Source organism: Acidiphilium sp. JA12-A1 (assembly GCF_000724705.2).
Lineage (GTDB): Bacteria > Pseudomonadota > Alphaproteobacteria > Acetobacterales > Acetobacteraceae > Acidiphilium > Acidiphilium multivorum.
In genome coordinates this window covers 14,077-39,805 of sequence record NZ_JFHO01000059.1, presented here as the reverse complement: position 1 = coordinate 39,805, position 25,729 = coordinate 14,077, and the positions used below count along the sequence as shown (strand labels likewise).

Here is a 25,729-nt window from a genome sequence, read left to right as displayed (position 1 = left end):
TCATCATGACCGGAGGGATAGCCCAAAACGGGGCGGGTGGGAAAGCCGAAAAAACGCTATGTTAGATTTTTTCTTTCCCCCGAAGGCTCCACCCTCGGCTCAGGGGAAGCCGAACGCGACACCCATCTCGCCGCGCGCGGCGAAAGTGCTGCTCGTCGGCTCATAGAATCCGTTGGACGGTTTCGATCCGGCATAGTTGAAATGCCGCATCTCCAGCCCGGCGAAGACGTGCCAGACATTGTCGAGCCGCCAGTCGGCGCCGAGCCGCACGGCCTCCTCGCCGCTGGTGCCGAAGCTGCCGGAGAATCCGAGCGCCGGCGCCGAAACGCCGCCGCCCACCACTGCCAGTCCCTCCGCCGAGGCGGAGAGGACGAGCCGCCCCGTCGCCGCATAATCGAGCTTCGCGCCGAACCCGGCCAGCGCCGCGTGATAGAAACTGCCATAGCCGCCGCTACCGCCGATATTGCGCGACCAGCTCTGATAGCCGGCGGCAATGAAGGGCAGCACGCTGACCGCGTGGCTCAGCGGCACGGCAACGCCGAGCTGGACCTCGACATGGTTGAACCGCGCCGCTTCGGACTGGTCGTATGGCACGAGCCCCTGCGACGTTCCCTGCAGGTAGCCCTGATATCCCAGCGCGCCGCCCGAGAAATCGTAGACCACGCCGGTATAGACGTCCGGCAGGCCCAAGGCCGGGCCGAGCCGCGAGGCGCCGAGGCTGAACCCCGGCAGCACGCCGCTCTCCTGGTCGGAGGTGTTGTCGAACCCTTCGTGATAGCTGTAGCCCGTCGCCGTGATGCCGAGCGAAACCCGGGTCTCGGCCGCGGCAATCGCCGGGTTCACGCCCTGCGCCCGCGCGCACGGCGCGAGCCGCGCCAGCGCGAGAGCCAGTCCGAGCGCACAAAGGATATTCCTCGTCACAGCCGCCATTCCAGATCAATCTTGCGTAACACAATTTATCGCAAGAAAACCTGAACGTCCGCTTAACTTTGAGATGCCGGCGCGAATTCCACACATGTCACCCATCCGCCACGCCATGGCCGCGCGGGTCAGTGAAGCTGGAACATGTGCGGGCTGCGCATCTCCCCTGGCGTGATCAGCGCGGCCGTGCCCACCCGCACCGAATGCAGCTTGCCCTCGATCTGCCGGCTCCAGAAATCGAGGAACCGGTGCAGCACCGGGTAGCGCGGCGCGATATCGAGGTCCTGCCACACGAAACTCTGCAGAACGCCCGGATGGTCGGGCAGATGGTAGAGAATCTCGGCGGTCGTCAGCCGGTATCCCTCGAGCTGTCGGCTCAGTGTCATGATCTGTCTCCGTCGCACTGTCATCGGCGGGCCGTGCGAGTCCGCTCCTCCTGACCATGACGATGCCATGACACCCCCGGGGGTTGGCAAGAAAAATCTTTCTTATCAACACTTTAGCACTCACCTCGGGCAATTGCTGCCGGACTTGACATCGGTTGCCCACAACACTATCCCTTTGGCACTCTCCCGGTGAGAGTGCTAGCAAGCATCCGGTGCCTATCGAGAGGGCCGGCGCTGCTGAGCCCGTCACTGTTGCAACAGACTTCTGAAGTCAGGAGCGAGCCACATGAAATTCCGTCCCCTGCACGACCGCGTGGTCGTTCGCCGGCTGAACGCCGAGGAGAAGACCGCCGGCGGCATCATCATCCCCGACACCGCCAAGGAAAAGCCGATGGAAGGCGAGGTCATCGCCGTTGGCCCGGGTGCCCGCAACGAGGCCGGCGCCGTCGTCGCGCTCGACGTCAAGGCCGGCGACCGCATCCTGTTCGGCAAGTGGTCGGGCACCGAGGTCAAGATCGACGGCGAAGAGCTGCTGATCATGAAGGAATCCGACATCATGGGCATCATCGAGGGTACGGCTTCGAAGAAGAAGGCCGCCTGATCACCCCCGGTTTCCCCTCCGATATCGCATAAAGGAAGTTACACATGGCTGCTAAAGACGTCCGCTTCTCGGCCGACGCCCGCGAACGCCTCATCCGCGGTGTCGACCTGCTCGCCAACGCGGTGAAGGTCACCCTCGGCCCGAAGGGCCGCAACGTCGTCATCGAGAAGAGCTTCGGTTCGCCCCGCATCACCAAGGACGGCGTGACGGTCGCGAAGGAAATCGAACTCGCCGACAAGTTCGAGAACATGGGCGCGCAGATGGTGCGCGAAGTGGCCTCGAAGACCAACGACCTCGCCGGTGACGGCACCACCACCGCGACCGTCCTCGCCCAGGCGATCGTCCGCGAGGGTGCGAAGGCGGTTGCCGCCGGCATGAACCCGATGGACCTGAAGCGCGGCATCGACAAGGCGGTCAACGCCATCGTCGACGAGCTGAAGAAGCGCACCAAGAAGATCACGACCCCGAGCGAAACCGCCCAGGTCGGCACCATCTCCGCCAACGGCGAGGCCGAGATCGGCAAGATGATCTCCGAGGCGATGCAGAAGGTCGGCAACGAGGGCGTCATCACGGTCGAGGAAGCCAAGGGCATCCAGACCGAGCTTGACGTCGTCGAGGGCATGCAGTTCGACCGCGGCTACGTCTCGCCCTACTTCATCACCAACCCGGAGAAGATGGTCGCGGATCTCGACAATCCGTACATCCTGATCCACGAGAAGAAGCTCTCCGGCCTGCAGCCGATGCTGCCGCTGCTCGAAAGCATCGTCCAGTCCGGCAAGCCGCTGCTGATCATCGCCGAGGACGTCGAGGGCGAGGCGCTGGCCACCCTGGTCGTCAACAAGCTGCGTGGCGGCCTCAAGATCGCCGCCGTCAAGGCGCCCGGCTTCGGTGACCGCCGCAAGGCCATGCTGGAAGACATCGCGATCCTCACCGGCGGCCAGGTCATCAGCGAAGATCTCGGCATCAAGCTCGAGACCGTGACGCTGAACATGCTCGGCCGCGCGAAGAAGGTGCTGATCGAGAAGGAAAACACCACGATCGTCGAAGGTGCCGGCAAGAAGGCCGACATCACCGGCCGCTGCAACCAGATCCGCGCGCAGATCGAGGAGACCACCTCGGACTACGACCGCGAGAAGCTGCAGGAGCGCCTGGCGAAGCTGGCCGGCGGCGTTGCCGTCATCCGCGTCGGCGGCGCCTCGGAGACCGAGGTGAAGGAGCGCAAGGACCGCGTGGACGACGCGCTGCACGCGACCCGCGCCGCCGTCGAGGAAGGCATCGTCCCGGGTGGCGGCGTGGCCCTCGCCCGCGCCTCGCTCGCGATCAACAAGCTCAAGGCCGATAACGACGACCAGCGCTTCGGCATCGACATCATCCGCAAGGCGGTGCTCGCGCCGATGCGCCAGATCGCCGAGAACGCCGGCGAAGACGGCGCCGTGATCTCCGGCAAGGTGCTCGACAACGACGACTACAGCTTCGGCTTCGATGCCCAGTCCGGCGAGTTCAAGGACATGGTCAAGGCCGGCATCATCGACCCGACCAAGGTCGTCCGCACCGCGCTGCAGGACGCCGCCTCGGTCGCCGGTCTGCTCATCACGACCGAAGCGATGGTCGCCGAGCGTCCGGAAAAGAAGGCCCCCGCCGGTGGCGACGCCGGAATGGGCGGCATGGGCGGCATGGGCGGCATGGATTTCTGATCCGCTGCTCCAGGCTCAGGCCGGGATACCGGAAAGCCGTGGGGGTAACCCCACGGCTTTTCTCTTGAGCCCCGCCTGTTGCGCCGCGCCGCCGTTCAGCCCCGCCGCCGCTCCAGCCCGAACGCCCAGGCCGCCACCGCCAGCCCCGCCAGCGCGAGCGCAGCGCCCAGCAGCGGCAGGCTCCGATAGCCGATCCCGGCGCCCAGCGCCGCCCCGCCCAGCCACGCCCCGCCGGCATTGCCGAGATTGAACGCCCCCTGGTTGATCGTCGAGGCAAGGTTCGGCGCATCCCGCGCATGGTCGATCACCCGCGTCTGCAACGGCGAGACCAGGGTGAACACCGCCATCCCCCAGCCCGCCATCACCAGCACGGCCAACAGGCCGAACGGCAGCGCCGCCCGCAGCGCCACCAGCAGCACGGCGATCGCCAACAGCGTCGCGACGATGGTGCGCGCCGCATGCCGGTCCGCGAGCCGCCCGCCGAGCAGCCCGCCCGCCGTCAGCCCGGCGCCGAACACCAGCAGCGCCACGCTCACCCAGTGCGGCGACAGCCCGCCCACCCGTTCGAGCATCGGCGCGATATAGGTGAACACGCTGAACAGGCTCGCCGAGCTCAGCACCGCCATCAGCATGGCGAGCAGCACCTGCGACCGTCCGAGAATCCGCACCTCGTTGAGCAGCCTGGCCGATCCCGCCCGCAGGTCGCGCGGCAGCAGCAGCGCGATCGCCGCCATCGCGACGAGGCCGATCGCCGCCACCACCCAGAAGGTCGCCCGCCATCCCGCCGCCTGGCCGAGGATGGTGCCCGCCGGCACGCCGAGCACATTGGCGAGCGTGAGGCCGAGAAACACCAGCGCCACCGCCCGCGCCCGCTTCTCCCGCGGCGCCAGCTCCGCCGCGACGACCGAGCCGATCCCGAAGAACGCCCCGTGCGACAGCGAGGTGACCACCCGCGCAGCCAGCATCGTGTCATAGCCCGGCGCCAGCGCGCAGAGCGTGTTGCCCAGCACGAACACGCCCATCAGCCCGAGCAGCGCCGCCCTGCGCGGCCACCGCCCGACCAACACCGCGAGGAACGGCGAGCCGAAGCTCACCCCCAGCGCATAGGCGCTGACCAGGAATCCCGCGCGCGGGATCGAGACCGAGAAATCGCGCGCGAGATCGGGCACCAGCCCGACGATGACGAACTCGCTCGTGCCGATGGCGAAGCTCGCGACGATGAGCGCGAGCAGGGGAAGTTTCATGCCGGAATTCCGCGAAAAGGGAACGGCAGTGAACACGCCGCCGGCGCCGGCGGCAACGCCCGCCGGCGGAACTCAGCCCCGTGTCTGCGGATTGTCGAAGCGCGGCGAGCGCATCCGGTGGATCGCCGCCTTCAGCGCATCGGCGAAATCCCGCCGCTCCGCATCCCCCAGCGCCATGCCGACGATCTGCCGCGCCTCCCGGTTCGCCACCGAGACGATCGGATTGGTCCCCGCCTGTTCCTCGACATCGACGCGCAGCCACCCCGCCTCCAGCCGCACCTCGCTCCTGCGCCCGCCCGGCGTGGTGCGGGTGATGGTCAGCGCCTCGTCGGTCAGCACGATCACCTCGGACGCCTTCGCCCCGCGCATGTTCATCCCGTAGAGCGTGACGGCGAGGATGAGATCGGCCCCGTTGAACCCGATCACCGGCATCGCGCCCAGCCGCCACATCAGGCTGGTCACCAGCAACGAGCCGGTCGCCATCACCCCGAACACGACGAACATGCCGCGCCGGCTCATGCTCCGGTGCGGCGTCAGCACCGCCTGGAAAATCGGCCGTCCCTGTCCGGCCATACCCAACGCTTCCGCCATGACGTTATCTTCGCATCGAATGCGCATTCCGCAAGCATGGATGCTTGCCAAAATCCCCCCCGCCCCGCACAAATCGCGGATGCCGACCGCCACCGAACCGCCCCCCAAGCGCCGCCCCACCGTCCCGCAGGCCCGCGTGCGCAGGATGAAAACGGCGGATATCCGCCCCTTCCTCGAAGCCATCTCGGCCGGCAACCCCGAGCCGCGCACCGAGCTCCACTACGCCGACCCGTTCTCGCTGCTCGTCGCCGTCGTCCTTTCCGCGCAGACGACCGACGCCGCGGTGAACAAGGCGACCCCCGGCCTGTTCGCCGCCGCCCCCACCCCGGCGGCGATGGCGGCCCTCGGCGCCGAGGGCATCGGCCCGCATATCCGCTCGATCGGCCTCTGGCAGTCCAAGGCGAGGAACGTCGCCGCCCTCGCCGAGCTCCTCGTCGAGCGGCATGGCGGCGCGGTCCCCGCCGAGCGCGAGGCGCTCGAGGCCCTGCCCGGCGTCGGCCGCAAGACCGCGAATGTCGTGCTCAACGAAATCTTCGGCCAGCCCACCATGGCGGTGGACACCCACATCTTCCGCCTCGCCAACCGCACCGGCCTCGCCCCCGGCAAGACCGTGCGCGAGGTGGAGGACGGCCTGGTCAGGCGCATCCCGCCCGACCTGCTGCGCCGCGCCCATCACTGGCTGATCCTGCACGGGCGCTATGTCTGCAAGGCCCGCCAGCCCGAATGCTGGCGCTGCCCCGGCGCGCAATGGTGCGTCTTCACCCCCAAACCCGCGGCACCCGCGAGGGGCCGCCGGGCATGAGCGCGTCCTCCGGCTTCCGCCTCGCGAAGACCCTCGGCCTCGCCGCCGTCGTCGCCTCGGCCGTCACCCAGGAATACGGCGCCGGAATCAATTTCGTCGTCCCCCAGAGCCTCGGCGTCTATCCCGGCATCGGCGCGCTGGTGCCGCTGGCGATGTTCGCGACCGGCCTCGTCATCTTCCTGAAGGTCTTCCTCTACGCCCGGTTCTCCCGCGCCATGCCGCGCGCCGGCTCGTCCTATGTCTGGACGGTGCGCGCCCTCAACCTGCCGCTCGGCTTCATCCTGCATTTCGTCTGGTGGGCCAGCATCACCGCGGCGATGGGCTTCATCGCCTTCGCCTTCGGCAATTTCCTCGGCAACGCGATGGTCAATGCCGGCTTCGCCGCCGGCCACCTGCTGCTCTCGAAGCCCGGCCATCTCGCCCTCGGCCTCGCCGCACTCTGGATCATCTACGGCATCCATGTCGCCGGCATCCGCGATTACGGCCGCCTCGTCGTCATCCTGCTCGCGCTCGTCGTGGTCACCGCCCTCGCCGTCGGCGTCATCGGCTTCGCCGCCGACCCCGCCGCCCTGCTGCACACCGCCGCGGCGCGCACCGGCATCGCCTTCGCCCGCCCCGCCGCCGCCCCGCCCTTCGACGCGCACGCCTTCCTCGCCGTCTGCACCCTGTTCATCTTCGCCTATGGCGGGCTGTCCGGCGCGCCCGCCCTGTCGGGCGAGACCGAACACGCCGAAACCGTGATGCCGCGCGGCATCGTCATCGCCTGGCTCACCTCGGTCGTGCTGTTCTCGCTGGTCGCCGCAGCACTGCTGCACGCCGTGCCCTGGTGGGCGGCGCTGGACCTCATCCGCCACAAGCACGCCTCCCTCGTCACCGCCCCCGGCATCATCGGCCTCGCCGCCCCGCGCCCGCTCGCCGCGGCGCTCGACCTCGTGATCGCGCTCATCGTCGGCAAGACGCTCGCGCCGCAGATGGTCGTCACCTCGCGCATGCTCTTCGCCTGGGCCGAGGACGGGCTGATCCCCGCCCGCTTCGCCGAAACCTCGCGCCGCCGCGCCCCGGTCGCCGCCCTCACCCTCACCGTCGTGCTCGCCTCGCTCTTCCTCGTGCAGGCGACCTATATCGGCTGGGCCTTCGGCATCGTCGCCCGCTCGGTCACCATCCTGCTGGTCTGGCTCGCCGTCGCCTGCGCCGCGCTCAACCTGCGCTACAACCCGCGCCATGCCAGCCATGGCTGGTCCGAGCCCTTCCGCCGCGGCGTCATGGTCGTGCCCGTCGCCCTGCTCTCCATCGTCGTCACCATCGCGCTGATCCGCTCGGTGCTGGTGCTGCCCCACGCGCCCTTCTACGTCCAGCCGCTGTTCCAGGGCGCGGTGATGGCGCTGATCGGCACGGCGCTCTATCTCCGCGCCCGCCGCGTCGCCCCCGGCCTCGCCGCCGTCACCGCAACGCTCCCCCTCGAATAGCGCCCCCTTCCGCGCCGCGCCGCGACGCCATATACGAACCGCATGGCAGCGGCCCGACCCTTTCTGAAAATGCACGGCGCCGGGAACGATTTCGTCGTTCTCGATGCCCGCGCGCACCCGCTTGACCTCGCCCCCGCCGCCGCCGCCCGCATCGCCGACCGTCACCGCGGCGTCGGCTGCGACCAGATCATCCTGATCGAGCCGGACGACGGCGCCGCCGCCTTCATGCGCATCCTGAACGCGGACGGCTCGGAATCCGGCGCCTGCGGCAACGCCACGCGCTGCGTCGCGGCCCTGCTCGCTGGCGAAACCGGCGCCCGCCGCCTCGCCATCCGCACCAATGCCGGCCTGCTGCCCGCCGAAATCAAGGGCCCCACCCTGGTCGAGGTCGACATGGGCGCGCCGAAACTCGGCTGGGAAGACATTCCCCTGGCCGAACCGGCGGACACGCTCTCGCTCCGCCTCGCCCTCGGCCCGGTGCAGAACCCCGCCGCCTGCTCGATGGGCAACCCCCACGCCACCTTCTTCGTCGACGACCTGACCCACCTGCAGATCGAGACGATCGGCCCGAAGCTCGAACACGCCCGCCTCTTCCCCGAGCGCGCCAATATCGGCTTCGCCCGGATCGACGCGCCGGACCGCATCCGCCTGCGCGTCTGGGAACGCGGCGCCGGCCTCACCCTCGCCTGCGGTTCCGGCGCCTGCGCCGCCCTGGTCAACGCCCATCGCCGCGGCCTCGCCGCCCGCCGCGCCGAGATCGAGATGGACGGCGGCACCCTCACCCTCACCTGGCGCGATGACGGCCACGTGCTGATGGAAGGCCCCGTCGCCCTGGTCTTCGAGGGCGAGCTGGACGCGGCCATGCTCGCGCCATGAGCCTCGACATCCTCACCTTCGGCTGCCGCCTCAACGCCTTCGAGAGCGAGGTGATGCGCGGCCATGCCGAGGCCGCCGGGCTCGGCGACGCCGTCATCGTCAACACCTGCGCCGTCACCGCCGAGGCCGAGCGCCAGGCCCGCCAGGCCATACGCCGCGCCCACCGCGCCGACCCCGCCGCGAAAATCATCGTCACCGGCTGCGCCGCCCAGATCGACCCGGCCGCCTGGTCGAGCATCGAGGGTGTCGCCCGCGTCCTCGGCAACGCCGAGAAGCTCACGCCCGAAGCCTGGCGGTCGGAAGCGCCGGTCCTCGTCGCCGACATCATGCAGCTCCGCCAGACCGCCGCCCACCTGATCGAGGGCTTCGGCACCCGCGCGCGCGCCTTCATCGAGGTGCAGCAGGGCTGCGATCACCGCTGCACCTTCTGCATCATCCCCTATGGCCGCGGCCCCTCGCGCTCGATCCCGCTCGGCGCCGTGGTCGAGCAGGTCCGCACCCTCGTCGCCAATGGCTACAACGAGGTGGTGCTCACCGGCGTCGACCTCACCTCCTACGGCGCCGACCTGCCCGGCGCGCCGAAACTCGGCCAGCTGTGCCGCCGCCTGCTCGCCGCCGTGCCGGACCTGCCGCGCCTGCGCCTCTCCTCGATCGACCCCGCCGAGATCGACGACGATCTCTGGCGCCTGCTCGAATCCGAGCCCCGCCTGATGCCGCATCTGCATCTCTCGGTGCAGGCCGGATCCGACCTCATCCTCAAGCGCATGAAGCGCCGCCATCTCCGCCACCACGTCATCGAGGCCGCCGCCCGCGCCCGCGCGCTCCGCCCCGACATCGCCCTCGGCGCCGACCTCATCGCCGGTTTCCCCACCGAAACCGAGGCGCATTTCGCCGAAACCCTCGCTTTGGTCGACGACGCCGGGCTCGACTATCTCCACGTCTTCCCCTTCTCCGCCCGCAAGGGCACGCCCGCCGCGCGCATCCCCGCTTTGCCGATGGCCGAGCGCCGCGCCCGCGCCGCCCGCCTGCGCGAGGCCGGCGCCCGCCGCGCCGAAGCCCGCTTCCGCGCCATGACCGGCACCACCGTCACCGCCCTGGCCGAGACCGAAACCGCCGGCCACACCGAAACCTTCGCGCCGATCCGCTTTTCCGCACCCGTCACCCCGGGCGCGCTCGTCACGGCGAGGATTACCGGCGCGGATGCCACCGGCGTGACCGCAGGAGCAGAATGATGGCGCTCGGCTTTCTCTCGCGCCTCAAATCCGGCCTCACCCGCAGCACCCAGAAGCTCGCCGCCGGCATCACCGACACCTTCACCAAGCGCAAGCTCGACGACGCGGCGCTGGAAGAACTCGAAGACCTGCTCATCACCGCCGATCTCGGCCCCGCCGCCGCCGCCCGCGTCATCCGCGCCTTCCGCCGCACCCGCTTCGGCCAGGACGTTTCCGCTCCCGAAATCCGCGCGTCGCTGGCCGAGGAGGTGGCGAAAATCCTCGCCCCCGTCGCGCAGCCGCTCGCGATCGACCGGAGCAAAAACCCGTTCGTGATCCTGATGGTCGGCGTCAACGGCACCGGCAAGACCACCACGATCGGCAAGCTCGCCCAGTCCTATGCCGAGGCCGGCGCCAGACCCCTGCTCGTCGCCGGCGACACGTTCCGCGCCGCCGCGGTCGAACAGCTCCAGGTCTGGGGCGAGCGGACCGGCGCGCCGGTGATGACCGGCCCCGCCAACGCCGACCCCGCCGGCCTCGCCTTCGACGCCATCGCCCGCGCCCGGCGCGACGGGCACGACATCGTGCTGATCGACACCGCCGGCCGCCTGCACAACAAGGCCGCGCTGATGGAGGAGCTGCGCAAGATCATCCGCGTCATCCGCAAGCAGGATGAAACCGCCCCCCACGCCGTGCTGCTGACGCTCGACGCCACCACCGGCCAGAACGCCATCGCCCAGGTCGCCACCTTCAAGGAGATGGTCGATCTCACCGGCCTGATCGTCACCAAGCTCGACGGCTCGGCCCGCGCCGGCGTCGTCGTCGCCCTGGCCGAAACCGCCGCCCTGCCGATCCATGCCGTCGGCGTCGGCGAACAGGCGGCCGATCTCCGCCCCTTCGACGCCACCGAATTCGCCCGCGCCCTCACCGGCGCCGACGCCGACCGCCCCGCCTGAATTTTTGCGCCGTCCCGGATCATCCCGAAACCCGACGACCCGCGCATTGCTGAATTTCAGCGGCGATTTGCAGAAACCAAAGGGCGAACTGCCGTAGCGTGACGGCTCGCGCCGCCCCGCCTCACCAGTCGCGGCGGTGCCAGCGATGCCAGTGGTGCCAATGGTCATACGGCCGGTATCCGCCGTCATATCCCGCGCCGCGCCCATGCAACGGCGCGTTGTCCGGCCGCGATCCGATGAAGCGCCGATAAGCAGAAATCCAGTCCCGCGCGATCATCCGCCGCGCCTCGTCCAGCCCCAGCCGGTGCGCGCAGACCAGCCGCGCCATGCGCGCCTCCAGCCGGTCCTTCGCATAGGACCCCCACTGCCCCCGCCCGAGATGCGGCTCCGGCCAGAGATTGGCCGGGCTGGTCGGCGAGCCGCCGAGCGCGAGCGGGATCAGGTGATCCTCCTCGTATTTCCAGGGTCGCGCATCGGCATAGCCATAGCGCCGGATCTGCGCCTTCTTCAGCGGCTCGGTATAGGACACCGGCGGCCGCACCGTCCGCGTCCAGCCGCGCCGGCAGATCGTGGCACCGATCGTCGCCTCGCGCACCGCGGGGTTGATCGCCCCCGGCGTCAGCGCCGGATCGGGCAGCGGCGAAGCCCCCCGCGCCGCCGCCACCCCGCCGGCCAGCATCCAGGCCGCCGCGACCAGACCGATCCATCTCCTGTTCGAAATCATCTCTGGAACATAACGTGAACGGGTAAACATCAGGTTAACGCCGCCAGCCCCGCGCGCAATTTCGCCATCGCCCGCTCCAGCTTTTCCGGGCTCTGGGCGAAGCAGATCCGCAAATGCCCCTCGCCCGCCGCGCCGAACGCGATCCCCGGCGCCACCGCCACCTTGTGCGCGATGGCGAGGTGCCGCGCCAGTTCCAGGCTGTCCGCCACCCCCTCGATCCGCGCGAAGGCATAGAGCCCGGCCGGCGCCGCGCTGTAGCGCACGCGGTTGAGCCCGGCGAGCCCGGCGCCGACGATCGCCCGCCCCTCGGCGCAGAACGCCCGGAACCCGGCGACATAGTCCTCGCACTCCAGCGCCGCCCGCGCCGCCTCCTGCGCGAAGGGCGCCACGCCGGAATGCGTCGCCTCGATCAGCTCGCCCACCGCGTCCCGCTCGCCCTCCGGCAGCACCAGCCAGCCGACGCGGAATCCCGTCATCGCCCAGGTCTTCGACACCGAATTGGCGACGATCACCCGATCCTCCGGCCCCGCATGGTCCAGCGCCGAGGGCGCCGCCGCCCTCCCGTCGAAACTCAGCCGCGAATACACCTCGTCCGACAGCAGCCACACGCCCCGCCGCCGGCAGATCTCCAGGATGGCGACGATCTCCGCGTCGCTCGCCATCCACCCGGTCGGGTTGTTCGGCGAATTGAGGCAGAACACCCGCGCGCCGTCGAGGGCCGCGTCCAGCCGGTCGAGATCGAGGCGGAATCCGCCCGCGCCGTCCTCGTCCAGCGGCAGCCGCACCACCTCGGCCCGCCGCGCCAGCGCCGCCCCGGCGAGGTTCGGCCATTCCGGCTCGTGGATCACCACCTTGTCGCCCTGCCGCAAGATCGCGGTGAATGCGACGCCGATCGCCGCCATGCCCGAGGCGGTCACCGCGATCCGCGTCTCTGCCACCGGTTTCGCGTGCACCCGGCTCAGATAATCCGCCAGCGCGAGGCGGAGCGACAGCCGCCCCCGGCTGTCCACGTAATGCGTGTCCCCGGCCTCGACGGCGCGGATCAGCGCCGCCCGCGCCGCGTCCGGCGGCGCCCGGTCGGACTCGCCGAACGCCAGGTTGTCCACCGCCGGGTCGGCAAAGGCCAGCCGCCCGATATCGCCGATCTTCGATCGCGGAATCCGAATGATATCCATTGACCACCCTGAAAGGCGGCGTCAGCCCGCGCGCACCACGCCGCGTTCGGTCGCCACCGCATGAAGGCGCGCATCCTGCGGTCCCACCGGCACCTCGTCCACCTCCTGCGATGCATAGGCGCACCCCAGCCGGAACGCATCGGGCAGGCCGGCCAGCGTGCGGTCGTAATACCCCGCGCCATAGCCAAGCCGGTTGCCCCGCCGGTCGAAGGCCAGCAGCGGCACCAGCACGAAATCGGGCACGATCTCCTCGCCCTCGGGGTGCGAGGTGCCGAACCGCCCCGGCACCAGCGCCGCGCCGCGCCGCCAGCGCCGGAAGGTGAGCGGCAGGCCGCGCCTCGGCGTCACCGGCAGGCCGATCGCATGCCCCCGCGCCTCCAGCTCGGCCAGCAGCGGCCGGATGTCGATTTCCGCCCCGATCGGCCAGAACCCCGAAACCACCGCGCCGGCGGGCGGCGGGCACTGCTCCAGCACCACGGCGGCCAGGCGCGCGCCCAGTGCCGGGTCGAGCCCGTCGCGCCGGTCGAGGGCGGCCTGCCGCGCCGCCGCCTTGCGGGCGATGAGATCGAGCTCGGTCATGCTGTCGGGGAGAGGAGCAAAAGTGCGAAGCCGCCCTGGCCGTTGGCGTTGACATCCTCCCAGAGCCTGCGTGAGCAGGTGGGCGCCGGAAATACCGGAACCACGGTTCCGACAGAGCCAGCTCCCTGGGAGATACTTACTGGCCCCGGGGATGTGCTTGCCTGACGCACCGGGCAGCCTCGCCCCCGCAACTTAGGACTCCGCGAGGTCCGCCGCAATCTCCTCCGCGCGCGCGGCGACGCGCCGCAGCCTTGCGACATGCTCGGGGGAAACGCCGGTGGGCTTCGCCGCCCGCAACGCCTCGTGGGTGGCCCGCAGGTCGTGCAGCTCGTCGGCCAGCAGAAGTGCCGCCAGCACCAGCAGCCGCGCCTCGCCGGTCTGCTCGCCGATCGCCTTGATGCTGCTCACCCGGCGGTCGATCTCGGCGGCCATCGCCTGCAAGTGCCGCTCCTGCCCGTCCTCGCAGCTCACCGAATAGGAGAAGCCGTTGATGCGGATGTTCACGTTCGCCATGTCAGCCCTGCTCCACCCGGTCGGCCTCGTCGAGCGCCGCCCGCAGTTGCTCGATCATCCGGTCGAGCGCCGCGGCGACCTCGGCCCGCCCGTCGCTTCCGCCCGGCGGGGCCGGCCGCGCCGCATGGGCGGCGATGCGCGCCAGTGCCGCTTCGAGCCGCTCGATCGCCTGAATTTCGGTTTCCTGCTCCGCCATGCGATGCTTATCGCGGATTTTGCGTTACAATGAAAGCCGCTTAACCCGCAGCCGCGCTGGAAACCCGAGCCGACCGATGATCACCGCCTTCAACCACGCCCTGGCTCCCTGGATCGCCGCCTATGGCAGCCTGGCGGTGGCCGCGCTGATCATGCTGGAAAGCCTCGGCCTGCCGCTGCCCGGCGAAACCGCCCTGGTCTCCGCGGCGATCTATGCCGGCACCACCCACCGGATCGACATTTCGGTCCTCATCCTCGCCGCCGCGGCGGGTGCCATCGTCGGCGGCGCCGCCGGCTACTGGATCGGCCGCAACGCCGGCTACCCGGTGCTGCTCCGCCATGGCCGCCATATCGGCCTGACCGAGCGCCGGCTGCGCGCCGGCCACTGGCTGTTCGAGAACCATGGCGGCAAGATCGTCGTCTTCGGCCGTTTCTTCGCGGTGATGCGCGCCCTCGCCGCGCTGCTCGCCGGCGTCACGGTGATGGAGTGGCGCCGCTTCATCGCCTTCCAGACCCTCGCCTGCCTCATCTGGGCCGGCATCTATGGCGGCGTCGCCTACATCTTCGGCAAGCAGATCAACCGCTTCGCCGGCCCGCTCGGCGCCGCCGCGGCGGTCGTCATCGTCGCCGTCGGCGTGGCGATGGTGGTCCTCGCCCGCCGCCACGGCGAGCGGCTCGAACGCGCCGCCGCCGCCCGCGCCACCCTCCCCGACCAGCTTCCGCACAAGAGATGACCGCAACATTGCTGATCGCCGGGCTCGGCTATACCGGCCGCGCCGTCGCCACCGCCGCCCGCGACGCGGGCTTCGCCGTCCTCGCCACCGCGCGCGACCCGGCGGGCAGATCCGCGCCCGGGGGTGTGGCGCTCGTCCCCTTCGCCGAGGCCGCCGCCGCGCTGCCGGACGCGACCCATCTGCTGGTCACCGCCGCCCCCGGCGAGGCCGGCGATCCGCTCCTCGCCCTCTGCGCCGATGCCATCGCCGCCGCCCCGGCGCTGCGCTGGATCGGCTATTTCTCCACCACCGGCGTCTATGGCGACCGCCAGGGCGGCAGCGTCGACGAAACCACGCCGCCCGCCCCCGGCTCGCCGCGCACCCTCCGCCGCGTCGAGGCGGAGCAGAACTGGGCGGCGATGGCGAACGACCACCGCGCCGTCGACGTCATCCGCCTCGCCGGCATCTACGGCCCCGGCCGCTCCGCCTTCGACGACCTGCGCGCCGGCACCGCCCGCCGGATCGACCGGCCGGGGCAAAAATTCAGCCGCATCCATGTGGACGACATCGCCGGCGGCACGCTCGCGTCCATCGCCACGGCCACCGGCGGCGTGCGCATCCTCAACTTCGCCGATGACGAACCCGCCCCGAGCGCCGATGTCATCGCCCATGCCGCATCCCTGCTCGGCATCGCCCCGCCGCCGCTGATCCCCTTCGACGAGGCGCGGCGCGGAATGTCGCCGATGGCGCTGTCCTTCTGGTCGGAAAACCGCATCGTGCGGAGCGAGGGCACCAGGGCGGCGCTGCGCCGCCCCTGGCGTTTTCCCTCCTACCGCGAGGGGCTCGAAGCCATCCTCGCGGCGGAAACCGGGGCCTGACGGCCTCCAAAGCCGCGCCGGCCCTCACCGGGCCGGAGCCGGAGCAAAACTACTTCGCGGCGCGGGCGAGGCTCTGGCTGATCGCCGCCTCGGCGGATTCGCGGCCTTCCCAGCCGGTCACCTTCACCCACTTGCCCTTCTCCAGGTCCTTGTAATGGGTGAAGAAATGCTCGATCGCGTCGCGCGTGATCGCGGGCAGCTGGTCGACCTCGGTGACGCCGGAGAATTGCGGGTGGATCTTGTCATGCGGCACGCAGACGATCTTCTCGTCCTGCCCCGCCTCGTCCTCCATCCGCAGCACGCCGATCGGCCGCGCCCGGATCACCGCCCCCGGCACCACCGCCGCCGGCACCAGCACCAGCGCGTCCGCCGGGTCGCCATCGTCGGCGAGGGTGTTGGGAATGAACCCGTAGGCCGCCGGATAGGCCATCGGGGTGAACAGGAAGCGGTCCACCATCACCGCCCCGCTCTCCTTGTCGACCTCGTATTTCACCGCCGAGCCCTGCGGAATCTCGATCACCACATGAATGTCGGACGGCGGCGCCTTGCCGGCCGGGATCTTGGAAACGTCCATGGCGGAACCTCCTGAATGATGTCGCGCGCCTTCTAGCGGCATGGGCGGATATTGCCAATCGCCGCGCCCCGGCCCCATACAGGCGGCGTGCGCCGGTAGCTCAACGGTTAGAGCGGACCGCTCATAACGGTTTGGTTGCGGGTTCGAGTCCTGCCCGGCGCACCAATTAAATCAATATTTTATATGGATTTTAGAACCGGTTTCGGACCTATCTCGATTTTCGGGCAAGATACTGCGTGCTTGCACGCCGCAAAATTTTACGAAAATGTCAGGCTACCGCTGTCCCCTGCGTTCCGGTTCGCACAGCATCGCCAGTTCGTGGCGGACGCCCACCAGCGCGCCGGCACTTGGCCAAAATGCTGTGTCGCTAGCCTCCCTTGCGATTGTTCGGCTGGCTTTTTGAATGTCTCGTTCGAGAATAAACGCCCCAAGAATTGTCAGGATTTTTTACATCATTTTGAAAAATTAATGCTTATCGTCCTGATAAGATTAAATTTTTTATTTTGGCATCATTTTTGCTGCACTTAGTTTGGATGGTGATATTCCCAACGAATTGAGCCTCCAGGATGCCTTAGCCGGCATAATCCGGCACATACAGGAGGAATTCATGAGACCACATTATCTAAGATCGGTCATTTTCGGCGCCGCTGCGCTCAGTGCCGTCAGCCTCGCCGGAACAGGCGCGGCGCAGGCCGACGTCGTGAGCTGGGTCTTCTACAACCATAGTGGCAAAAACAGTGTCATTACTGGCGGCACAGGTGGCGCCATAATCGATGGCACATCAGGCACCCAGTCTGTCACCTTCAGCAGCACGCCTGCCCTAAATCCGGCACAGACTGTTACACTGACGCCGTTTGGTCCCACGAATTCAAAGTCGGGACCAACACTGCATCTGTATCAAAAGAACGGCCAGTATCCGACGACCACCGGAGTTCAGCCCGGTGAGCAGGGTATCGGCCTGACTAACGATCCAACGGGTCAGGGCGAGATCAGTGCTAACGTGATCAACAGCTTCGTGCAGGTTGATATATCCGGCCTTTCAAGCCCACCCCTGAATTCGCTCAATCTCGGCTTCTCGATGGGCAGCTTGCCGGGTGGCGATCAATGGGCGGTCTATGGCACAAACACGTACGGCAATATGATCGGCGCAACACTTCTGAGTGCCGGCGGCACCTATACGGGCGCGTTAACCAACGTGATCGGCACGTGGGACTATCTCGATGTGGTTGCAACGAAGAACAACGTGTTGCTCTCGACCATAACGGCGACCGTTCCAGAGCCCGGCTCGCTCGTCCTCTTGGGCACCGGCCTTCTCGGCCTCGGCCTCGTCGCGCGCCGCAAGCGCCGGCGTGCCTGATTACAAAAAGGCCCCGGATGTCTCCGGGGCCAACTGCAACTGGAGTTCAAAGCGGACATTGAAAGGAAAGTCCGGCACTGGCTTTTAAGCGGCCTCGTGTAACGGAGGCTTTTCCTATTGTCTCAGTTTTGTGCGGCGGCCTCCCGCGCCAACCGCCGAACCGTGACCACCCTATAGCCCGCCCGCCAGCACATCACGTAGAACCGCGTCTTGGCGTAGAAGTGCCGCACCCACGACGCGGGCGAAGCCCGGCCAGTGGCGAGGTGCCGGGCCACGTAGAGCAGGCCTCGCGCAACGTCGCGTCCCTACCCGGCTTGCCGGCGCGGCGCACCAGCGGCCTCGATCCTCCCCTGGTCCGCCCACCCCGCAACGACCCTGCCCGCTCATTCGCCCGGGGCGACGCCGGCGGGCGCGGCGGGATTCCCGCAAGGGTAGAATGAAACCTTAAGAATATAAGCTTTTTGAATAGTTGATCTTTGATCCAACGAGATTATCGTTCGCTTTCAAAATAATTACCTGAAGGCAAAAAAGCAGCTGGTTTCATAATTCTGGGAGGGGCGCATGCTGCATCGCGCCGTCTTCGTGGCGGGCGCGGCGCTGGCCGCCATGCCGGGACTGCTGGGCGGCACGGGGCAGGCCTGCCATCCGCCGCCCATGATCGTCGCCCGCCCCAACCGCCGCGAGATCGCGTTCCTGAAGGGAACGCAGCCGCTTCTGGACCTCGAATGGTGGGCGGTCGAGGCGCTGCGCTGCCGGTTCCGCACCGCGCGATGGCAGGCCGCCATCGAGGAACGCATCGCCCATGAATCCACGGACGCGGCAAAACTCCTTTGGCCGGGCGACGGGAAGCGCCAGGAACAGGCGCTGTCGATCTTCACCGCCGCGCAGGCCGAGGCTCGCCGCGAGGCCGAATTCGCCTCGCGGCTTCAATGCGCCGCCCTCCTGTCCACCGGCAAGCTCGGGGAGCTCGATCACATCGCCAAGGCGGGCGGATGGTGATCCGCGCCCCGGCCGAAAAACGGCCCCGGATGAGGGCTCCGGGGCCGGTGCGCAAGGAGGTCCAAATGCATGCCTCGCATCATGGCCGATCTTCGTCGCTCGCGCGTAACGCCCACGTTTCATAATGTCTCGGCCGGGCCTCCGGCTCGCCGCCCGCCTGGCCGCGTCTTTCGATCTTGTGAACACGCTCACCGCAACGTGGGCGCTCCCGGCGCCCACCCCCGGTTGACCCTCTCCCGGCCCGCACGCACAAGGCGCTCGGCACGACACACGTGCTTATGCTCCCACTTTCCGTTGGCAGCCGGTTCTCCTCCAAAGCCCGGCTGCCACTTTTTTCCCGGCGGCCGCAAGTCATCGCGCATGACGTCCGTTCGCGATATTGCTTTTGATTAATAGTTTCATCCTATGGAGCAATTGATTTCTTCAGTATATTACGTTATCATAAAGTGTATAAATAATTAACCTTAGTCAAAAAAGACGCCTCTCTTCGTATTATCTGGATGGGCACATGAGCGTTCGAGCGCTTCTCGTGGCGGGGGCATTCGCGCTTTCCTTACCGGGGCCGATGATCAAGCCAGCCTCCCGCCTGCCGCCGATTCCCGTCGTTTCGCATCGCCGCGAGACGACGTTCCTCACCGAGACCACCCCGCTCCTCGACATGGAGTGGTGGGCGGTCGTCGCTGTCCGCTGCCATCTCCGCTCCGTCCGCTGGCAATCTCTGGTTGAAGAGCAGATCGCCTATGACGCCGCCGATGCGGCCCGCACCCTCTGGCCCGAGGACAGCGGCCGGCAGGGCACCGAACTCTCCATGTTCACCGACACCCAGATCGTGACGCGCCTCAAGGCCGCCTCCGCGCCCGACACGCAATGCGCCGCCCTGATCACCACCAGCCGGCTGGACGAGCTCGACCGGATGGCCAAGGCCGCCGGGTGGTGATCCGCCCCGTCCGGGTCAGGGCCCGGCCTCGTCGTCGCGATCGGAGAGGCGCGCCTGCAGCCGCCGCCTGAAAATGAGCCAGTCGAGACACCAGACCGACAGGCCGGTGAACCCGAGCAGCAAGAATCCCAGCATCCAGGGGTGAAACAGGAGCGCATTCAGCCGGATGAAGATGTTTCCCATATCCATGTGCCGCTCGGATCAAGCGATCGCTTTCGTGCCATCGGGATACCGCCGAATCCCCCGCCCCGCCAAGGGGTCGCCTTCGTCCCGCCGCACCCGTTGTTGAACCGGCCGCCCGCCGGACCGATATCCGCTGGGCTCACGTGCAACCAGCTCGCGGAGGAAAGAACGATGACAGCACACCGGATACGCGGCGCCGCCGCGGCGATCGTGTTTGTCGCAACGCTTGGCGCCTGGCAGGCCGCCCAGGCGCAGCCGGTCAGCCAGCTCGAACAGGCGGCGCGGAACGGCAATGTCGCCGCCGCGACCTATCTCGGCTCGCTCTACGAAAACGGCCAGGGCGTCCCGCGGGACGATGCGATGGCCGCCCACTGGTTCGCCTTCGCGGCACGGCGCGGCGATCCCGTCGCCCAGAACAACCTCGCCATGATGTACCAGACCGGCCAGGGCGTCCCGCAGGACACGCGGCGCGCGATCGAGCTCTATCGCCAGGCCGCCGCGCAGGGCAACGAAACCGCGCGGCAGAACCTCGCCGCGCTGGAAGCCTATCTGCGGTCGCAGCCCCGCCCGCCGCAGAACCCCTGAACCCGCCTTTCGCATCCCTCGCACGCCCCCTCGCGGCGCCTTGCCGCGTCCGGGGGCGAAGCGCCCCGAATACCGCAACGACGCGACCGCCCGTGGCATAGCGCGCCCGGATCGCCGCAATGTTGCGGACTCTTGTCACGACGTTTCACGCCGCAAGCCGCCTTCGACCGAAGGCGATCACCCCTTTGAGCAGATGTCGAAATCCCGACGGCGGGATTACAAATTCGATACCGGCCATGCGTTCTCCCGGGGTGCCCGCGAAACCGATATGGCCATACGCGTATGGCGTCCGACTCCCACGGCGTCTCACCCTGGGCAGTCCCCAAACGAAAGGCAGCAACGGCAATGGCGTCCCCGCGGTCGCGTCCTGGCAACTGGTTCGAGTGCGTGTGCGCCAAGAGCGTCGCGCTTTACGATCACCCGTTGCGCGCCGCGGCGGTGATCGTCATCGCCGCGCTGGCCGTCTCGGCACCCTTCCTCCTCTGAAGCATCATCGGACCCGGCCGGGTCCGCCGCCGCGCCCGGGCGGTCGGTGCCGGCAGGTGAGGGCGGTGCTGCCCATCCGGGCACCGGCTCCAAAGCAAGCGACCCCGGATCTCTCCGGGGCCGACGCGCGAGATGCCCCGCACCTTGTCCAGAGGTGCGAGACGACCTCCTGTTACGTGAGACGAACTGACCTGTCGATATTCGTTTTTACGTGATTTTGATCCCCTATACGGAAGGATGTTCCAGCCCTTCCGGAGCGCCTCCCGGCTTGTATGCGCAACCTCCCGGCCCCGCTCACGCCGCCGCACCCCGCCCCGCCCGGTTCACCGCGAAATACAGCGCGCCGGACACCGCCAGCCCGACCAGCCAGCTGATATCGGCGCCGCCCAGCGCGCGGGCGATCGGCCCCTCGTAAAGCTCGGCGTTCATGAACGGGATCTCGACGAGAATGCCGACGGCATAGATCGCCATGGTCGACCAGTTGATCCGCCGGTAGATGCCGGCGGGGTCATAGATCGCGCCGATATCGTAGCTTCCCTGCCGCACCAGGTAGAAATCCGTCAGGTTGATCGCCGTCCACGGCACGAAAACGTAGAGCAGCAGCAGCAGGAAATTGGTCATCCCGTCGACGAAGCTGCCGCTCGCGAGAACCGCGAGCGCCGTGCCGATCACCGCGATCGCGGCGCCGACGCCGATCCGCAGCGCGCTGCCCCGGGCCAGCACCGCCCGCGCCAGCGTCGTGTCGCCGCCGGCGGTCAGGATCGTGCCGGTGGACATCGCGGCGCCGTACAGGTTCAGCACATTGGCGCCAACGATCCCGAGCATGATGACCACGAGCATCAGCCAGCGCAGCCCCGGCCCGAGCAGCCCGGCGAAGAACAGCGTGGTGTCGGCGTTCGCCGCCTTGTTCGCCACCAGCCCGGCCAGCAGCCCGAGGCTCATCATCCAGATCGAGGCCAGCACCGAGCCGAGATAGGTATGCGCCGAACTGCGCAGGAACGAGGTATCGGCCGGCAGGTAGCGCGAATAGTCGGCGACATAGGGCGCGTAGGTGATCTGCCAGGTCGCGAAGATCGAGATCCCCAGCACCACCATCGCCGGCGAGGCCGCCTTCGCCGGCGCCGCCGGCATCGCGTGGTAGCGCGAGAGCAGCGCGATGGTGACGGCGCCGAACACGAGCAGGAACACCAGCGCCACATAGCGCTCGTAGCGGTGGATCTGGTCGTAGCCGAACGCCAGCAGCACGAAGGCCAGCGCGTCGACGATCACCACCCCCGCCGCCTTCGACACGCCGAACAGCGCCGCCGCCGCCTCGCCGCCGAGGATCGCGCTGAGGGTGAAGAACCCGACATAGAGCACGATCACCAGCGCCACCGGCAGGTTCGCCCCGGCCACGCCGAACTGCGCGCGCGACTGGATCATCTGCGGAATGCCGAGCTTCGGCCCCTGCGCGGCGTGATAGGCCATGAACAGCCCGCCGACGACATTGCCGAGCACGATCGCCAGCAGCCCCGAGCCGAGGCCGAGCCCCAGCGCGGTCGCCACCAGCCCGGTCGCCACCGTGGTCATCTGCATGTTCGCCGAGAACCACAGCGTGAACAGCGCGGCCGGCCGGCCATGCCGCTCTGATTCGGGTATCGGGTCGATGGCGCGGCGCTCGATGGCGCCCGGAACGGTCTCGCTGGTCACGTCTTGCTCCCCCTTGCGATGTTCTTGTGGTCGCCGCCAGCAAACAATTGTCTATACAATTTGTCCAGCCCTGTTTCGCGCCATGGGACCGCTCCCACGCCGCCGCGCGGCACTTTTCCACTGGCGCGGCGCGCCGAATCCGCGCCATATGGGCCCGCCCACCGGTTGCCCGGCGGCCCGCCCGCCCTGGAGACGCGATGACCCGACCCGCCGGCGCGCGCCGCGCCACCATGCCCGCCGCCGGAGCCGCGCCGTGAGCGGACCGCCAGAGGACGAGCCGACCCTCGCGCCCGCGGAGATCATGGCCGCCACCGCCTCGATGCGCCGCCTCTTCTCCGCCCGCGCCGGCATCGCGGCGATGCTCCGCGCCGAGGCCGCCCTCGCCCGCGCGGGCGCCGCCGCCGGCCTCATCGCCGCCGAAGCCGCCACCGCCATCGAGACCGCCTGCGCCGGAGAAAAGCCCGATCCCGCCGCCCTCGCCGAAGCCGGCGCGCGGGCCGGCACCATCGTCGTCCCCCTCGTCGCCTGGCTGCGCGCCGCGGTGCCGGCGCACGCCGCCGCCATCCATCGCGGCGGCACCACGCAGGACATCGTCGACACTGGCCTCATCCTCCAGCTCCGCGACGGGTTTCTCCTCCTCGAGGCCGATCTCGACGCGGCGGAGGCGGGGCGGTGCTGAACGCGTTCATCGCCGATTTCCTCTATGCCGCGGTGGCGCTGTTCGTCATCATCGATCCGGTCGGCACCGCGATCATCTTCGCGGCGCTCACCACGCATGACGACGCGGCGAAGCGGCGGACGATCGCCAAGCGGGCCTCGGCGATCAGCTTCCTCGTGCTGCTGGTGTTCGGCCTCGCGGGGGAAAAGCTGCTGCGGCTGCTCGGGATCGGGATTCCGGCCTTGCAGATCGCCGGCGGGGCGCTGCTGTTCCTCTCGGCCAAGGACATGGTGACGGCGAAGGGCGAGCTGCGGGCGAGCAGCGAGGAGCGCAGTGCGGCGAGCGAGTCGACCGAGGATATCAGCGTGTTTCCGCTGGCGATTCCGCTGATCGCCGGGCCGGGCGGGATGACCACGATGGTGCTGCTGCACGCCAAGGCGGGCGGGCAGCCGGGGGCGGTGCTCGCCAACGCGCTGGCGCTGGCGGCGATGATCGCGGCGACCCTGGTTTCGATGCTGGGCGCGCGGCGGCTCGCGCGGCTGATGGGGGCGACCGGGGCCAGCGTGGTCGGGCGGGTGCTGGGCATCCTGGTCGCGGCGCTGGCGGCGCAGTTCATCATCGAGGGCACGCAGGCCGCGCTGCATCTCGGCTGAGGCGGAAATTTCCGCCGTTTTCAACATTCTAGGCAAGGCGCGGATTGACCGGACCGGGCGCGTCTGGCACCGTAACGCAAACGGGAGGCGGGCTCATGACAAGATCTGAACTGATCGCGGCGCTGGCGGCTGACCATCCCCACCTGACGCTGGCGGATGTGGAGCGGATCGTCACCGCGATGTTCGACGAGATGACCGCCACCCTCGCCGCGGGCGGGCGGGTGGAATTGCGCGGCTTCGGCGCGTTCTCGGTGAAGCAGCGCCAGGCGCGGGCGGGGCGCAACCCCAGGACCGGCGAGACGGTGAAGGTGGACGAGAAGACCGTGCCCTTCTTCCGCGCCGGGCGCGAATTGCGCGAGATGGTCAATGCGGGCATGAAACCGCTCGACGGCGGGGCCGATGGCGCCGGGGACGACGACGAGGACGACGAGGAGTAGACCACTGAAGACCGTCCGGCTCATTTTCGGGGCGCTGGTGATTCTGGCGCTGGTGATTTTTCTCCTGTCGAACCGCGCGCCGGTGGCGGTTTCGTTCTTTCCGTTCGGCACGCTGGGCTCGGCGGTGCTCGGCGCGATCGTGCTGATCGCCTTCGGGCTGGGCATGCTGCTGGGCATGCTGATCCATGTGCCGCACCGGCTGCGGGCGCAGCGGCGGGCGAAGCGGGCCGAGCGGCAGCTCGCGGCGCTGCGGGCGCAGCCGCCGGCACCGCAAGCGCCGGCGGACGAGACGATCAGCCTGCCGCCGGCCGTCTGAGATGGGCGCGGCACGACATGGCGCACGGCGGCTGATCGCCGCGATCGACACGCCTTCGCTCGATGAGGCGCGGCGGCTGGCGGGCGCGGTGGGGCCGCATTGCGGGCTGGTGAAGCTGGGGCTGGAGGCGTTCTGCGCCAACGGGCCGGCGCTGCTGGAAGCCGCCGCCGGGCACGACGTGTTTCTCGATCTCAAGCTGCACGACATTCCGAACACGGTGGCCGGGGCGGTGCGCGCGCTGCTGCCGTTGCGGCCGGCGATGCTGACGGTGCACGCGGCGGGCGGCAGCGCCATGATCGCGGCGGCGCGGGAAGCGGCCGAGGCGGCGGGCGCGGCGCGGCCGGTGCTGCTGGCGGTGACGGTGCTGACCAGCCTTTCGGCCGGCGCGCTGGCGGAGACCGGGGTGGCTGGCGGACCGCGCCAGCAGGTGCTGCGGCTGGCGAAGCTGGCGCTCGCCGCCGGGGCGGACGGGCTGGTGTGCAGCGCCAACGAGATTTCGGTGCTGCGCGACGCGTTCGGCGCCGCCCCGGTGCTGGTGGTGCCGGGAATCCGGCCCGCGGGCGCCGATCATGGCGATCAGGCGCGGGTGGCGACGCCGGAGGCGGCGATCGCGGCGGGGGCGAGCTATATCGTGGTCGGCCGGCCGATCACCACGGCGGCGGACCCGGCGGCGGCGGCGGCTTCCATCGCGGCGTCGATCGGCTGATGGCGCGGGCGAAGATCTGCGGGCTGCGGACGCGGGAGACCTGGCTGGCGGCGACGGACGCCGGGGCGGACTGGGTCGGGTTCGTGTTCTTTCCGCGCTCGCCGCGCTTTCTCACCACCGAGGCGCTGAAGGCGATCGGCGCGGATGCGCGGGTGCCGAGGGTGGGGCTGTTCGTCGACCCCGAACCGGCGGCGATCGAGGCGGTGCTGAAGGTGCAGGACCTCGAATTTCTGCAGATCTATGCCGGCGCGGAAGCCTGCCGGGCGATGCGGGCGCGGTTCGGCGCGAAAGTGTGGCGGGCGGTGGGGGTTGCTTCCGCCGCCGATCTGCCGCGCGACGATGAGGGGCTGGACGGGTTCCTGATCGAATCGAAGCCGCCGCGGGGCGCGGACCGGCCGGGCGGCAATGCGACCGCGTTCGACTGGGCGGTGATGCAGGGCTGGCAGGCCCCCGCCCCGTGGCTGCTGGCGGGCGGGCTGACGCCGGCGAACGTGGCCGCGGCGGTGCGCGCGAGCGGGGCGGCGGCGGTGGATGTGTCCTCCGGGGTGGAGAGCGCGCCGGGGGAGAAATCGGTTCCGCTGATCCGGGACTTCGTCGCGGCGGCGCACGCGGCCTGAGGCCGGG

At 69.2% G+C, this 25,729-nt stretch carries 32 protein-coding genes, 1 tRNA gene and 1 other RNA gene; 21 read left to right on the top strand and 13 right to left on the bottom strand.

Features of this window, described 5'->3' with window-relative positions:
* Positions 1-99: 99 nt before the first annotated feature.
* Both RT91_RS11490 and RT91_RS11485 read right to left on the bottom strand, forming a co-directional pair.
* Positions 100-930: a hypothetical protein gene (locus RT91_RS11490; protein WP_007423237.1), complete on the bottom strand. Its 831-nt coding sequence runs from the start codon at positions 928-930 to the stop codon at positions 100-102.
* 119 nt (positions 931-1,049) lie between these two features.
* Positions 1,050-1,307 (bottom strand): usg protein, encoded by a 258-nt coding sequence (locus RT91_RS11485; protein ID WP_007423236.1) that lies wholly within the window; start codon positions 1,305-1,307, stop codon positions 1,050-1,052.
* A 286-nt stretch (positions 1,308-1,593) separates the two neighbouring features.
* On the opposite strand from RT91_RS11485, the gene groES reads away from it, so the two are divergent.
* Both groES and groL read left to right on the top strand, forming a co-directional pair.
* On the top strand, positions 1,594-1,908 hold the full coding sequence (gene groES, locus RT91_RS11480; protein ID WP_007423235.1) for a co-chaperone GroES: 315 nt from the start codon (positions 1,594-1,596) through the stop codon (positions 1,906-1,908).
* Positions 1,909-1,952: 44 nt separating this feature from the next.
* Positions 1,953-3,602 carry a chaperonin GroEL gene (gene groL / locus RT91_RS11475; protein WP_007423234.1) on the top strand — a complete coding sequence of 550 codons (1,650 nt, stop codon included), beginning with the start codon at positions 1,953-1,955 and terminating at the stop codon, positions 3,600-3,602.
* A 95-nt stretch (positions 3,603-3,697) separates the two neighbouring features.
* On the opposite strand, the gene RT91_RS11470 is transcribed toward groL, so the two are convergent.
* Together RT91_RS11470 and RT91_RS11465 are read right to left on the bottom strand one after the other, a co-directional pair.
* Positions 3,698-4,846, bottom strand: a complete 1,149-nt coding sequence (locus RT91_RS11470; protein WP_035187385.1) for an MFS transporter — start codon at positions 4,844-4,846, stop codon at positions 3,698-3,700.
* A 72-nt stretch (positions 4,847-4,918) separates the two neighbouring features.
* A complete protein-coding gene (locus tag RT91_RS11465) occupies positions 4,919-5,437 on the bottom strand; it encodes a DUF2244 domain-containing protein (protein ID WP_231295282.1) in 519 nt (172 codons plus the stop codon).
* Between the two features lie 79 nt (positions 5,438-5,516).
* Here RT91_RS11465 and nth point away from each other — a divergent pair, with 79 nt between their 5' ends.
* Genes nth through ftsY form a run of 5 tightly spaced genes read left to right on the top strand, consistent with a single transcriptional unit; the run spans position 5,517 to position 10,748 of the window.
* Positions 5,517-6,239 carry an endonuclease III gene (gene nth, locus RT91_RS11460; RefSeq protein WP_012040101.1) on the top strand — a complete coding sequence of 241 codons (723 nt, stop codon included), beginning with the start codon at positions 5,517-5,519 and terminating at the stop codon, positions 6,237-6,239.
* Positions 6,236-7,705, top strand: coding sequence for an APC family permease (locus tag RT91_RS11455; protein WP_012040100.1), 1,470 nt, complete (start codon positions 6,236-6,238; stop codon positions 7,703-7,705). The genes nth and RT91_RS11455 overlap by 4 nt, the downstream gene beginning before the upstream one ends.
* Positions 7,706-7,747: 42 nt before the next feature.
* On the top strand, positions 7,748-8,581 hold the full coding sequence (gene dapF, locus RT91_RS11450) for a diaminopimelate epimerase (protein WP_013640854.1): 834 nt from the start codon (positions 7,748-7,750) through the stop codon (positions 8,579-8,581).
* Entirely contained in the window at positions 8,578-9,813 is a 1,236-nt protein-coding gene (gene mtaB, locus RT91_RS11445; protein ID WP_007423537.1) for a tRNA (N(6)-L-threonylcarbamoyladenosine(37)-C(2))-methylthiotransferase MtaB, read from the top strand. The genes dapF and mtaB overlap by 4 nt, the downstream gene beginning before the upstream one ends.
* On the top strand, positions 9,813-10,748 hold the full coding sequence (ftsY, locus tag RT91_RS11440) for a signal recognition particle-docking protein FtsY (RefSeq protein ID WP_035187383.1): 936 nt from the start codon (positions 9,813-9,815) through the stop codon (positions 10,746-10,748). The genes mtaB and ftsY overlap by 1 nt, the downstream gene beginning before the upstream one ends.
* A 121-nt stretch (positions 10,749-10,869) precedes the next feature.
* Here the strand turns inward: ftsY and RT91_RS11435 are convergent, their stop codons facing one another.
* From RT91_RS11435 to RT91_RS11415, 6 genes are all read right to left on the bottom strand, one after another.
* Positions 10,870-11,472, bottom strand: a complete 603-nt coding sequence (locus RT91_RS11435) for a hypothetical protein (RefSeq protein ID WP_152982827.1) — start codon at positions 11,470-11,472, stop codon at positions 10,870-10,872.
* A 29-nt stretch (positions 11,473-11,501) separates the two neighbouring features.
* Positions 11,502-12,647, bottom strand: coding sequence for an aminotransferase class I/II-fold pyridoxal phosphate-dependent enzyme (locus tag RT91_RS11430; RefSeq protein ID WP_007423533.1), 1,146 nt, complete (start codon positions 12,645-12,647; stop codon positions 11,502-11,504).
* 21 nt (positions 12,648-12,668) lie between these two features.
* The gene (locus RT91_RS11425) at positions 12,669-13,226 is read right to left on the bottom strand and encodes a 5-formyltetrahydrofolate cyclo-ligase (protein WP_007423532.1); all 558 of its coding nucleotides are present in this window, start codon (positions 13,224-13,226) and stop codon (positions 12,669-12,671) included.
* 23 nt (positions 13,227-13,249) lie between these two features.
* A non-coding RNA gene (gene ssrS, locus RT91_RS20605) (6S RNA) lies at positions 13,250-13,409 on the bottom strand.
* 9 nt (positions 13,410-13,418) lie between these two features.
* Positions 13,419-13,739, bottom strand: coding sequence for a cell division protein ZapA (locus tag RT91_RS11420; protein WP_007423531.1), 321 nt, complete (start codon positions 13,737-13,739; stop codon positions 13,419-13,421).
* 1 nt (position 13,740) lies between these two features.
* Positions 13,741-13,935, bottom strand: coding sequence for a hypothetical protein (locus tag RT91_RS11415; protein WP_013640850.1), 195 nt, complete (start codon positions 13,933-13,935; stop codon positions 13,741-13,743).
* 76 nt (positions 13,936-14,011) lie between these two features.
* On the opposite strand from RT91_RS11415, the gene RT91_RS11410 reads away from it, so the two are divergent.
* Positions 14,012-14,668 (top strand): DedA family protein, encoded by a 657-nt coding sequence (locus tag RT91_RS11410; protein WP_012040095.1) that lies wholly within the window; start codon positions 14,012-14,014, stop codon positions 14,666-14,668.
* Positions 14,665-15,525 carry a nucleoside-diphosphate sugar epimerase gene (locus RT91_RS11405; RefSeq protein WP_035187381.1) on the top strand — a complete coding sequence of 287 codons (861 nt, stop codon included), beginning with the start codon at positions 14,665-14,667 and terminating at the stop codon, positions 15,523-15,525. The genes RT91_RS11410 and RT91_RS11405 overlap by 4 nt, the downstream gene beginning before the upstream one ends.
* Positions 15,526-15,574: 49 nt before the next feature.
* Here the strand turns inward: RT91_RS11405 and ppa are convergent, their stop codons facing one another.
* The gene (gene ppa / locus RT91_RS11400) at positions 15,575-16,099 is read right to left on the bottom strand and encodes an inorganic diphosphatase (protein ID WP_007422764.1); all 525 of its coding nucleotides are present in this window, start codon (positions 16,097-16,099) and stop codon (positions 15,575-15,577) included.
* Between the two features lie 89 nt (positions 16,100-16,188).
* On the opposite strand from ppa, the gene RT91_RS11395 reads away from it, so the two are divergent.
* From RT91_RS11395 to RT91_RS11380, 4 genes are all read left to right on the top strand, one after another.
* A tRNA-Ile gene (locus RT91_RS11395) sits at positions 16,189-16,264 on the top strand.
* 442 nt (positions 16,265-16,706) lie between these two features.
* Positions 16,707-17,456 (top strand): PEP-CTERM sorting domain-containing protein, encoded by a 750-nt coding sequence (locus RT91_RS11390; RefSeq protein WP_035187402.1) that lies wholly within the window; start codon positions 16,707-16,709, stop codon positions 17,454-17,456.
* A gap of 561 nt (positions 17,457-18,017) precedes the next feature.
* Positions 18,018-18,455 carry a hypothetical protein gene (locus RT91_RS11385; protein WP_035187379.1) on the top strand — a complete coding sequence of 146 codons (438 nt, stop codon included), beginning with the start codon at positions 18,018-18,020 and terminating at the stop codon, positions 18,453-18,455.
* Between the two features lie 508 nt (positions 18,456-18,963).
* Positions 18,964-19,392 (top strand): hypothetical protein, encoded by a 429-nt coding sequence (locus RT91_RS11380; RefSeq protein WP_012040092.1) that lies wholly within the window; start codon positions 18,964-18,966, stop codon positions 19,390-19,392.
* Between the two features lie 15 nt (positions 19,393-19,407).
* On the opposite strand, the gene RT91_RS21980 is transcribed toward RT91_RS11380, so the two are convergent.
* Positions 19,408-19,581, bottom strand: coding sequence for a hypothetical protein (locus RT91_RS21980; protein ID WP_160321855.1), 174 nt, complete (start codon positions 19,579-19,581; stop codon positions 19,408-19,410).
* A 165-nt stretch (positions 19,582-19,746) separates the two neighbouring features.
* On the opposite strand from RT91_RS21980, the gene RT91_RS11375 reads away from it, so the two are divergent.
* The gene (locus RT91_RS11375; RefSeq protein WP_007422769.1) at positions 19,747-20,160 is read left to right on the top strand and encodes a tetratricopeptide repeat protein; all 414 of its coding nucleotides are present in this window, start codon (positions 19,747-19,749) and stop codon (positions 20,158-20,160) included.
* A gap of 345 nt (positions 20,161-20,505) precedes the next feature.
* Positions 20,506-20,646, top strand: coding sequence for a hypothetical protein (locus tag RT91_RS22175; RefSeq protein WP_013640845.1), 141 nt, complete (start codon positions 20,506-20,508; stop codon positions 20,644-20,646).
* Positions 20,647-20,940: 294 nt separating this feature from the next.
* On the opposite strand, the gene RT91_RS11370 is transcribed toward RT91_RS22175, so the two are convergent.
* The gene (locus RT91_RS11370; protein ID WP_007422770.1) at positions 20,941-22,335 is read right to left on the bottom strand and encodes a cytosine permease; all 1,395 of its coding nucleotides are present in this window, start codon (positions 22,333-22,335) and stop codon (positions 20,941-20,943) included.
* A 253-nt stretch (positions 22,336-22,588) separates the two neighbouring features.
* Between RT91_RS11370 and RT91_RS11365 the strand changes: the two genes are divergently transcribed.
* From RT91_RS11365 to RT91_RS11340, 6 genes are all read left to right on the top strand, one after another.
* Entirely contained in the window at positions 22,589-23,014 is a 426-nt protein-coding gene (locus RT91_RS11365) for a lyase family protein (RefSeq protein WP_240314273.1), read from the top strand.
* Positions 23,008-23,646 carry a MarC family protein gene (locus RT91_RS11360; RefSeq protein ID WP_007423783.1) on the top strand — a complete coding sequence of 213 codons (639 nt, stop codon included), beginning with the start codon at positions 23,008-23,010 and terminating at the stop codon, positions 23,644-23,646. Before RT91_RS11365 ends, RT91_RS11360 begins: the two co-directional genes overlap by 7 nt.
* A gap of 95 nt (positions 23,647-23,741) precedes the next feature.
* Entirely contained in the window at positions 23,742-24,083 is a 342-nt protein-coding gene (locus tag RT91_RS11355) for an integration host factor subunit beta (protein ID WP_007423782.1), read from the top strand.
* The gene (locus tag RT91_RS11350) at positions 24,046-24,399 is read left to right on the top strand and encodes a lipopolysaccharide assembly protein LapA domain-containing protein (RefSeq protein ID WP_081479234.1); all 354 of its coding nucleotides are present in this window, start codon (positions 24,046-24,048) and stop codon (positions 24,397-24,399) included. Before RT91_RS11355 ends, RT91_RS11350 begins: the two co-directional genes overlap by 38 nt.
* 1 nt (position 24,400) lies before the next feature.
* Complete coding sequence (gene pyrF / locus RT91_RS11345) at positions 24,401-25,105, top strand: orotidine-5'-phosphate decarboxylase (protein WP_035187376.1); 705 nt, start codon at positions 24,401-24,403, stop codon at positions 25,103-25,105.
* The gene (locus RT91_RS11340) at positions 25,105-25,722 is read left to right on the top strand and encodes a phosphoribosylanthranilate isomerase (RefSeq protein ID WP_035187374.1); all 618 of its coding nucleotides are present in this window, start codon (positions 25,105-25,107) and stop codon (positions 25,720-25,722) included. The genes pyrF and RT91_RS11340 overlap by 1 nt, the downstream gene beginning before the upstream one ends.
* The last annotated feature ends 7 nt before the right edge of the window (positions 25,723-25,729 follow it).